The organism is Microcoleus sp. B7-D4 (assembly GCF_036705125.1).
GTDB lineage: Bacteria > Cyanobacteriota > Cyanobacteriia > Cyanobacteriales > Microcoleaceae > Microcoleus.
Genome location: NZ_JAUBTT010000163.1, coordinates 1 through 9,983, shown reverse-complemented (window position 1 = coordinate 9,983; position 9,983 = coordinate 1). Strand labels below are relative to the sequence as shown.

Sequence of the window (9,983 nt, the reverse complement as noted above, 5' to 3'; positions counted from 1 at the left end):
TAATTATGAAATGGAACCGAAAAATAAAAAATAAAGGTAACTTAGTTAATGCAGTTTAGATGTTTGACAGCTTATCACAGATTACCTCATCGCAAAAGCAGGCAACTTTCATTACCTGCTTTTGCGATGAGAAAAACAAGATTTTTCTGATCTTTATTGCTGGAGTATTTTCACGGTGAGAGTTTTTTTGTAAGTCCCATATTTTAAGTAGCAAATCTGTTCGTTAAACAATCATCTCTAACCCCCAGATGCTCTATCTAGGGTTGATTTGTCTCGGATTTGGTGCGGCAGTTCCGTAATTTACTCGACAGCCGATATTGAACAAACTCGAACTGCACTCAAGAGGGACAATCTGCTGATCGAGGAGGGCGCTGCAACTGACATACTCGTCGTTATTAGTATCTCTTACCATACATTCGATCGGCTGAGCACCCGATCGCGCCGCCCAACTCTTCATACCTACGACTGCAATGTTATGCTGCCAGTAGAATGCAAATAGCGACACTGCAAACAGTACAGCAACGGCTAATCCTGCTTTCAACTTCCAACTATTTAGGACGTTTCCCAAACTATTTTTCACGTTTTCCACCCCAGAAATTGAGCTTTCGGTAGTTATTTCTGGAGTTGTCAAGTTTGTTTGTGTTTGTTCTGCTGGAATTTCCGACATAATGTATCTCCTGTGATTGCTGGGACTTGGCTAATCTGGCAGTTGCGATCGCTATTGCAAACTTTATCAAATTTTAGCAAAACTAGCCTGTACCGACAACCGATTCGGGCAGCACCGCCGAGGAAGTATGTACATTCACCAAGGGGGGTCGCGATTTCTATGCCTTTTGAGGTATTGCCCAAGTCGCGTTAGCAGAGCCCTCGAAGAGGATCGGCTATTTTGCACCTAGGGCAATAGAATTGTTGGCGATGTTCTTGGAAAACGGCTGATACCAATTTAATGTGAAGTTGTAAATATCTCGATCCCCCTAAATGCCCCTTATTAAGGGGAGTAGGGGTTGACTTTGAGAAGAATCTTGTCCCCCCCTTATTAAGGGGGGTTAGGGGGGATCGGATTCTACGGGGCCTCATAAAAAATTGGTATGAAGTGAATCAGCTTTTTTTTGAACCGCAGAGGGCGCAGAGGGCGCAGAGAAAGAGCAAAGAGAGAGATATTGACTGTCACCAATCATTTATGGTTTCGAGAGCAGTTCTAATAACTCTGATTCCGAAAGTAGTTCGATTCCCAAAGATTGAGCCTTTTCCAACTTAGATCCCGCATCTTCTCCCACAACCACATAATCAGTTTTAGCACTCACAGAACTTGTGACTTTACCTCCTGCTTTTTGAATCAAATCTTTAGCTTCATCTCGTTTCAAAGTGGGCAAAGTTCCGGTAAGCACAAAGCTTTTGCCTGCAAGTTGTAAATTTGTGCTGGCTAAATTGGGATTTTTTACTTCTGACTGCAATTGCAAGCCCGCAGTTTTCAACCGTGCAATTAAACTTTGATTAGCCGGCACTCGAAACCACTGATAAACAGCTTGAGCAATTTCCGGCCCGATGCCGTAAACGCCCTCAATCGATGCCGCCGATACCCCTGCTAACTCTTCTACATTTGCAAACCTTTCTGTCAGCAATTGAGCATTCACGCTGCCGACGTGGCGGATGCCCAAGCCGTAAAGTACGCGCGAATAAGGTTGATTTTTCGATTGGGCGATCGCACTTACCAACTTTTCTGCTAACTTCTTACCCATGCGTTCCAAACTCATCAATCTTTCCGCTGTCAAATCGTACAAATCCGCCGCAGAATGCACCAGATTGCTATCAACCATTTGCTGCACCAACTTTTCGCCAACACCGTTAATATCCAGAGCATCCCGGCTGCAAAAATGAATCAGCGAACCCCTCAAAATTGCCGGACAAGATGTATTGATGCAGCGAGTAACGGCCTCCCCCTTTTCCCGAACCACAGGCTGTTCGCATTCGGGACAGCAACTAGGCATTTGAAAAAGTTGAGCATTTTGGGGGCGAAGTTCCGGCAAAACTCGCACAACTTCTGGTATAATTTCCCCAGCTTTTCTGACAATTACAGTATCGCCAATATGGAGATTTAGGTCGGAAAGTCGATCGCTATTATGGAGAGAAGCCCGCGAAACCGTCGTCCCCGCCAACTGCACCGGTTTCAGTTCCGCTACAGGAGTTAGAGCCCCGGTTCTGCCTACTTGCACGGTGACAGCTTCTACTATTGTAGGGACTTCGGCCGCGGGATACTTCAGGGCGATCGCCCAACGCGGAAACCTCTGAGTAAAACCCAATTGTTTTTGCAGCAAAACCGAATTAATCTTAACAACAACCCCATCCGTCATGTAAGGCAAATTCCGCCGCTCAGTATCCCAATATTCGTAATACTCCCGAACCTCATCCAAAGAATAGCAAATTTTGCGATTGGGATTCACCTTAAACCCCATTCGTCGCAACAATTCCAACGATTCCCACTGCGTGTTACCCTCGTTACCTTGATCTAAATGCAGAGTATAAGCAAAGAAATCTAATTTGCGCTTATCCACAATTTTAGAATCCAACTGCCGCAGCGTACCCGCCGCAGCATTGCGAGGATTAGCAAACAATTGTTCCCCTGCTTTTTCCCGTTCCCGATTAATTTCCTCAAACACAGCTAAAGACAAAAAAGCCTCTCCCCGCACTTCCACAACAGGCGGCGGATTATCTAAATTGATCTTCAGAGGAATCGAGCGAATAGTTTTAACATTTTGAGTAATTTCCTCTCCGGCGATGCCGTCTCCCCGCGTCGCACCGCGAACTAAAACTCCATTTTCATAGGTTAACGCTAAAGCAGAACCGTCAATTTTTAACTCGCAAACATAGGAAACCCCCCCCAACCCCCCCTTGCTAAGGGGGGGAGTAATTTCCCTATTTTCCTTATTGCTAATGGAAGATGTTATTCCCTCTTGTCCCCCCCCTTGATAAGGGGGGGTTAGGGGGGGTGCATTTCCTTCTTGACCGGGGGTTAGGGAAGGTGCTACCCTTTGCCAGCGTTCCTGCCATTTAGCAAATTCCTCAAAATTAAAAGCATTTTCCAAACTGTAGAGAGGAATATTGTGTTTGACGCTAAAAAATTGAGTAGCAGGCTGTTCTCCCACGCGCTGAGTCGGACTTTCCGCAATAATTAATTCAGGATAATCTGATTCTAATTCTTGCAACTGGCGATAAAGTCGATCGTACACCTCATCTGGCATAATCGGCGCATCGAGAACATAATAAGCATAGCTAGCTTCCTGTAGCTGCTGCCTCAACTGTTGAATTTGCTGCTGGATTTCGGGTTGCATATTAATTTGAAAATGTATATTTTTTAACCGCAGATGTATAGGATAAACACAGATCGTATAGTCATCGACGCACCAAATATTTGTCGGGTGCTTATGGCGGATATTACCTTACTTATAGCGGATTTTACCACGCTCTGGGTCACTCTGCGGTTGTAGTTTGGAGATTTAAGATGCGATTAACGATCCCAATCTTCAACTTCATAAAGGAAACGACTTCCACCCATCAGCTTGCGATTAGCCGAGGTACTTTGCACAAAAACCGCATACTTTTCTAGATTGCTCGGTTTGATGCGGACAGTCTCGCCCATTGGCAAACCCAACATTTCTCGCGCCGCTTCTCCTTCAAACAAATCCCCTGTAGAACGTTCCATCAGTACAATTTCTTTCTTACCTTGGATAGTTTCTGTTTTAGTAAACTCATAAAATCCGCGCCCCGTTTTAAAAGCCAAACCATTCTCTAAAACAAAAGCTTTAATTGAAATCTCGCTGTCTACTTCAAGAATCTGAAATCTCCCCGGTTTTACGGCTCGCACTTCTGCTGATTCGTAAACAGCCACGTCTTCCCGCTTTAGCATGGTATCAAACATCTTGTTTAATCCGCGACTCATGCGACCTTGACTGACAACTTCTTGTTCGTAAGCTTGTAGTTGTTCGTTAGATGACTGTTGGTAACAAACTGCTAAAAATAAATCTGTAATGTAAGAAAATTGGTCAAGATTGAGGTGAAAACCGCCAGATTTTTCGGCTAGTTCTTTGTAGAATAAACTGGCGTGTGGACAGTTGAGAGCTTGGATGCCGTAAACGGTAATTCCCATCTGTGCTAACTTATCTAATTCATGACGCCAGTTAAGTTTTTGAGGAGTTTGAGCGGGTGCGTGCGGGATGTCGTCGCCAATTAGTACCAAGGTTTTGGAATTAGTTGGAGTCCAAGAAAGTGACTGAGCTTCGTGCAAGACTAATTCATAACATTCTGGAGCATCGCCGCCGCCAGTTGGCTCTACATTTTGAACAAAATTGCAAATTGTGCCGACATCGCCTGACAAATCGAGGTGTTTAGTTACGTATGTGCTGTCAGCATCGCAATAGTCTCCGTGGGCAATAATGCCAATCCGAATGCCAGGAATTTCATCGAGCAATCTCGTTACCGTCTCTTTGATTTTCCGACGAACTTGTGTCAAACAAGGGTACATACTGCCAGTTGTATCAAAGCTAAAAACGACTTCAATATTTTTGGTTTCCATGACCGCACTCTTCCTAATAAACAACTAATTTTTAGCTCTACTATAGCTGACAGAAAAGGAAGCCCCACTAAAACATTCATCTTTTTTTAATTATGAATCGTCTTTATAGCTGCCTAATTCAGCGCGTAAATTATCTATCACAAATTTAAGTCGGGAAAATCCCCAAATGGCTTGTTTTCTCCGGGCAACACGGAAGGTTGAATATAATCACCATCTTTTTCGCCGTTTAATTTGCGATTGGCGGGGAATTTGGTGAATTCTTGAGCGTTATGCTTGAAAGCGAGCGGTTCAGCGTGTTCTACCTGAAATACGTTGGCGTAGAGGTTGGCAATAATTTGTTTGCCTCCCTGGGTCAATTCCAAGTAGTTCAAAGCTGCAGGAATGTAGGGAAAAACTCCATTCCAATAAAACTTGGCGTAATTTTGCCGCAAATCTCCCGGAGACTTGTAGCCCAAGATTTTATTAGTGCCGACTTCCTCAAATTCGTAGAACAGGGCACTTATTTTTCGCAGGTAATTTGGATCGCTCAACTGACCGATCAAATCAGCGGCCCTAGCGAGTCCAGAATAATTATTTCGGTCTTGATGAGTTTCGCTAGCCGGAACTGGGAAGCGCGTCAATTCAATATTGCGCTTGATTTGTTCGGCATCAATTAATGTGTGGCCCCCGAAGCGTTCGTCAATTACGAGTTTTCCTCGATCGACATGATAAGGAGTTAAACTGGCAGAAGTTGCGCCGATCGGCACAGAAACCATGCCCCCGTCAATACCCGTAGCATATAGTCCCACAGCTTCTTGGTCTTGGCGGCAAACACCTTTGACGTAGCCGATATCGTGACACAGCAGCGAGATCAGGTAGTGCAGCCAATCTTCCGGCGACACTCCCCCTTCGCGAATATGTTTGCCGCGGAGAATCTCTTGTCCCACCAAAGCCACGAGCATTGTGTGTTCCACATTGTGGTAAAGAGCATCGCAGTTAGCGATATTTTCCAGAGCCATAGTCCCTGCCCAGGCGATAATTTCAGGGTAGTCAGGCTTGTACTTGCCGTAGGTGCGACGGTAGCCGGCCTGCAACTCTTGCACAAAAGCGTCAATCAGGATAGCAGTTGCATTGAACATCATAAATTCTCCCACTCAGGCTGTAGTTACAAACTCGATCGAAAATATCTTGCATAGCTGAAAAAATAATCAATGGGCATTCCAGTAGGTTTGACCCCTGGGTGTTGAATTTTAAATTTCAGCTAGTCTTGTCAGGTCAGAAAATTGCTTTTTTGGCTATGCTTCCCAAGATAACCTAATTTCCGAAGCATCCCAAGCAACAGATCGATTTTTTGGCATTAAATGTTGGCGAAACAATTTACATCATTTCACCGACTAATTATTAGAAGTCCTAGGTGTGAAAGTTATGAACAGTCTGTTTTCGAGCCTCTCCACTGCTGCCCTTCGCACTCGGCGGTCGATCGCCCCAAAATACCTAGGATTGTGTGCATTCACGGCTGTTTGCACCGCCGCACCGGCAATGGGTGCCGAGCGAATTTACGTAACTTACGGGCCACTAGAAGAATCAGTTCCCATCGAATCCCTGGCACTGTTCGCCAAAGAAGGCAAAATAGACTCAAACTTGGACGGCTTCGCTCAGTACGCCAAAGAATCTCAGCTAGCTGAGATTCGCAGCGCCCTGCAAGCGAAAGCTGAAATCAGCCCCGTGACGATCGCCCAATTTCTCTACACGCCTCAAGGAGAAGTGCTGCTGAAACGGTTGGGCCGAGTAATTCAAACCAAAGCTCGGCAGCCTGGATTTTATGCCATCCGAGCCGCCCTGATTTTAGCAGCCTCAGATCCCGAAGGCCTGACAATTCTCAACGTGCTGCGGAAATTCCCCACCTATGGCATCAGGATTGACATCGCCCGTGGCTTAGGTATCGCCAACGAGCTCACATCGCTGATCAACCGTTCCAATCAGACGATCGCTGGAGTCGCTCAATTGTCCGAAGCACAAGCAGCCTCTGAACCCGCCATACCGCCCGCCGCCATGCTGCAGCCCCAGCTACCGGGCCCCTATACTTGGAAAAAATCATCGGTAACTTTGACGAGTCCAAATCGCGTTAGCGAAGCCCTCGAAGAGGAGCGCACGTTTGATATGGACATTTACCTGCCGCAGCGGAGCCCGCAACCGGCCCCAGTAGTAGTAATTTCCCACGGTTTAGGTTCCGATCGCCTTTCCTTTCAATATTTAGCCAAACACCTAGCCTCCTACGGCTTTGCCGTCGCCGTCCCCGAACACCCCGGCAGCAACGCCCAACAAATCCAAGACTTAGTAACAGGCAGAGCCAATCAAGTAGCAGAACCAGCAGAATTTGTCAACCGCCCCCTCGACATCAAAGACCTGCTCGATTATTTAACCAAACTTTCTACAACCGATCCGACCTACCAAGGGCAGCTCGACTTGCAGCGAGTCGGCGTCATCGGCCAGTCTTTCGGTGGCTATACGGCTTTAGCATTAGCCGGGGCAGGGATTAATTTTGCACAGCTAGACAAAGATTGCGGACTCGAAAACGATACTTGGAACCTCTCCCTACTGTTGCAGTGCCGCGCCCGCGGCCTAGAGCGCAACCAGTACAATTTCGACGACCCGCGCATCAAAGCTGTGATCGCCGTCAACCCGATCGTCAGCAGCATTCTCGGAGAAACAAACCTCAGCAAAATCCAAATCCCAGTCATGCTAATCGCAGGCAGCGCCGATACCGTCGCCCCCGCTTTGCTCGAACAAATTCAACCGTTCACTTGGCTGACATCGCCCAACAAATATCTCGTACTGATGAACAATGGGACTCACTTCTCAACGATCGAGGAATCCCCTCAAAGCCTCTTTCTGCCACCACCACAGGCGATCGGGCCCGAACCAGCTTTAGCCCGCCGCTACCTCAGCGGACTCAGCCTAGCTTTCATGGAATGCTATTTGAACAACAAATCCAATTTCCGCCCGTATCTGGAGCCATCCTACGCTTTAAGCATCTCCAGAGACACCCTCGGACTGAGAATTTTGCGATCACTAACCCCGCAGCAACTCCAGCAGTTCAGGATTTCTCCACCTCCTCGCATCCCGGCCTCTCCACCTGCGATCGCTCCTGTTTCTGCTTTGTAAAACTTACCTAAACTTTTCTAAACCCATTTTTAGACACAATTCGGAGTTTACTTCCTACGCTGTTGGGTAGACGGCTAATCCCAAGATAAGTAGGCTACCCCCCTGGCTGCCGAGGGTTCCCAATTCAAAATGTTGAGGCTGGCGTTAAAATCCCTATCTTAAAGATATGCCACAAGCAGGACAATCAAAAGTCCGAATGCTTAGTGGCATATCTTTTTTAGTGCCACAATTAGAGCAAGTTTTAGTGCTGGGGAATAATTGGTCTACCAGCACTAAATTTGCCCCATACATTTTGCACGCCATATCAAGTTGGCGTTTGAATTCGTAAAATCCTAGATCCGATATTGCCTCAGCCAGCTTGTGATTCGCCATCATGCCCTTAACGTTCAAACTTTCAATCTTGATTAGCTTGAAAGTTGGGACGGTGGGAGTTGTTAGCTTAGGATCGCGAATTAAATAACTTACAATTTTAATTGTTATTGTGGGATGGGCGTCCCGCCCGTCTTTTTTGGACGGGCGGGACGCCCATCCCACTTTCAAGAGTGGAAGTTATTTAATTCTCATTCCTTATGAAGTAAATCTAAACGAATACGAGCTATCCGTGCGTGAAGTCGGCTAATTTTATTGTAGGTTTTGCGCTGATTTTGGGAGCCTCTTACCTGTTTTGAGGCTGGGCGTTGCAAGGTAGCAAGCTTGGTTTTCGCTTGTTTTAACGGCTTCGGCGCATCAAAGACCTGTTGGTTTGACAGGGTGGCAAAAGAATTAATGCCTACATCGATTCCTACAGACCTTTCAGATTGTTGAACTGGCAAACGTTCGGCATCAACGCAAAAGGAAAGAAACCAACGACTTCCTTCTTTTGAAATCGTAATAGTTTGAGACACGTAACCGAATTAAGCGGGCTTCGTAGAGCCGAAAATTTCCCAAGGTAGGAATTTTGATAGTGCTGCCAGCGTTTAGTAAAACTTTGCCGTTAGACGAATCAACCGTAAAAGATTGACCGTCCCGGCGACTAGCAAATTTCGGATGACCTGCCTTCCCAGAGCGATACCTACTAAAATCATCTTTCAAGTTAATCAAAGCATTTTGATAAACTCGACTATACAACTGATTCATCCAACCAAATTCAGGCTGTTTCTTGACGTGGTTGGTAAGAACTTTTTTAACTTCGTTAAGTACCTTTGAGTCTGTGAATTGCCCCTCGCCGTACATTTGAGTTCGCAAGCTCAACCCCATGTTAAACACTACACGTCGGAATCCTGCGTGTTTTGGCATCAAAGTCGCTTCTAGGTTATTTAGTTTTAGCGATCGCTTGATCCCAAACATAGTTAAACTTCTTTGGAGTTGCTGGCCTGATCAAGTATAGCGGAATCCGCACAAGGATCTATACCTTCTATAATATTTTTAACTTTTGCTTTGTATTTCCGCAGTCCGTAAAGGCGGGAAGAAAAACAATGGATTATTGAAAGCAAGTCTTGAGTCAATTCTTCATACGGTGAAAGGCTTTCCGCGTTGGCGACAATAACCGTCCCACCATTCCACTGTAAGATTTGCTCGACGAGTTCAAAACCAAATCGGCACAGCCGATCTTTGTGGGCGACATACAGCACCCTGACTTCGCCCAGTATCGCCCATTGTACGATTTGCAAAAACTTAGGACGCTTGAAGTTGAGTCCACCCCCAACTTCCTGAATGGAATCCGTGATAGCAACGCCTTGCGCCAAGCAGAATTGTTCCATAGCCTGTACTTGACGAAGCAAGTCTTGTTTTTGCCCAGTGGAGGAAACTCGACAATATACGATAACTCTACTGGGTGGCGTTTTACCAGTCTTCAGGTTGCGGGCTGTATTAAGGTGACTTTCTGAATAAAGGCGCTGGTTTCCCAATGTCCTGTCAGGGATTAACTTGCCTTCACTTTCCCAGCGCCGTAACGTAGAGCCTGAGACTCCCACTAATTTTCCAAATTCTGCCACTTTCCACATAAAACTTCCTCTCGCCGATGAATTACGGATAAGTTTAGCAAACTATTGGGTACTTAAGTTTTGCTATTTCTCTGTTTCGCGCGGGGGCGATGGCGTCGGGCCCCGCAAGTTACGGCCATCTTTCTCCTTTCATCAGCTTTCCTAATCACAGTCATCAGTTTAACTGTCGCTAAACCCCTTTACAAACCTTAACGATAGGCGTAATAATATAAACATCATCCGAACATTGACAACCAAATACAGCAATCATAAAACCATGACAACAACCTTACAGCAGCGCGAAAGCG

The 9,983-nt window shown here is 46.0% G+C and carries 9 protein-coding genes; 1 reads left to right on the top strand and 8 read right to left on the bottom strand.

All coding sequences use genetic code 11. From position 1 onward, the window contains the following. Positions 1-253: 253 nt before the first annotated feature. From QUB12_RS35320 to QUB12_RS35305, 4 genes are all read right to left on the bottom strand, one after another. The gene (locus tag QUB12_RS35320; protein WP_333143866.1) at positions 254-667 is read right to left on the bottom strand and encodes a hypothetical protein; all 414 of its coding nucleotides are present in this window, start codon (positions 665-667) and stop codon (positions 254-256) included. Between the two features lie 511 nt (positions 668-1,178). Further along, positions 1,179-3,329, bottom strand: coding sequence for an NAD-dependent DNA ligase LigA (gene ligA / locus QUB12_RS35315; protein ID WP_333310777.1), 2,151 nt, complete (start codon positions 3,327-3,329; stop codon positions 1,179-1,181). Positions 3,330-3,505: 176 nt separating this feature from the next. Then, positions 3,506-4,570: a vWA domain-containing protein gene (locus QUB12_RS35310; protein ID WP_333143868.1), complete on the bottom strand. Its 1,065-nt coding sequence runs from the start codon at positions 4,568-4,570 to the stop codon at positions 3,506-3,508. Between the two features lie 137 nt (positions 4,571-4,707). After that, the gene (locus QUB12_RS35305; RefSeq protein ID WP_333143869.1) at positions 4,708-5,688 is read right to left on the bottom strand and encodes an Npun_R2479 family HD domain-containing metalloprotein; all 981 of its coding nucleotides are present in this window, start codon (positions 5,686-5,688) and stop codon (positions 4,708-4,710) included. 286 nt (positions 5,689-5,974) lie between these two features. On the opposite strand from QUB12_RS35305, the gene QUB12_RS35300 reads away from it, so the two are divergent. Further along, positions 5,975-7,714, top strand: a complete 1,740-nt coding sequence (locus tag QUB12_RS35300; RefSeq protein ID WP_333143870.1) for an alpha/beta hydrolase — start codon at positions 5,975-5,977, stop codon at positions 7,712-7,714. 153 nt (positions 7,715-7,867) lie between these two features. On the opposite strand, the gene QUB12_RS35295 is transcribed toward QUB12_RS35300, so the two are convergent. From QUB12_RS35295 to QUB12_RS35280, 4 genes are read right to left on the bottom strand one after another with little or no spacing between them, the layout of a single operon-like run. Next, complete coding sequence (locus QUB12_RS35295) at positions 7,868-8,248, bottom strand: zinc ribbon domain-containing protein (protein WP_333300751.1); 381 nt, start codon at positions 8,246-8,248, stop codon at positions 7,868-7,870. 26 nt (positions 8,249-8,274) lie between these two features. Further along, entirely contained in the window at positions 8,275-8,526 is a 252-nt protein-coding gene (locus QUB12_RS35290; protein ID WP_333310775.1) for a transposase, read from the bottom strand. A 10-nt stretch (positions 8,527-8,536) separates the two neighbouring features. After that, complete coding sequence (locus tag QUB12_RS35285; protein ID WP_333148394.1) at positions 8,537-9,040, bottom strand: hypothetical protein; 504 nt, start codon at positions 9,038-9,040, stop codon at positions 8,537-8,539. Positions 9,041-9,042: 2 nt separating this feature from the next. Next, the gene (locus QUB12_RS35280) at positions 9,043-9,696 is read right to left on the bottom strand and encodes an IS607 family transposase (protein WP_333148391.1); all 654 of its coding nucleotides are present in this window, start codon (positions 9,694-9,696) and stop codon (positions 9,043-9,045) included. Positions 9,697-9,983 lie beyond the last annotated feature (287 nt).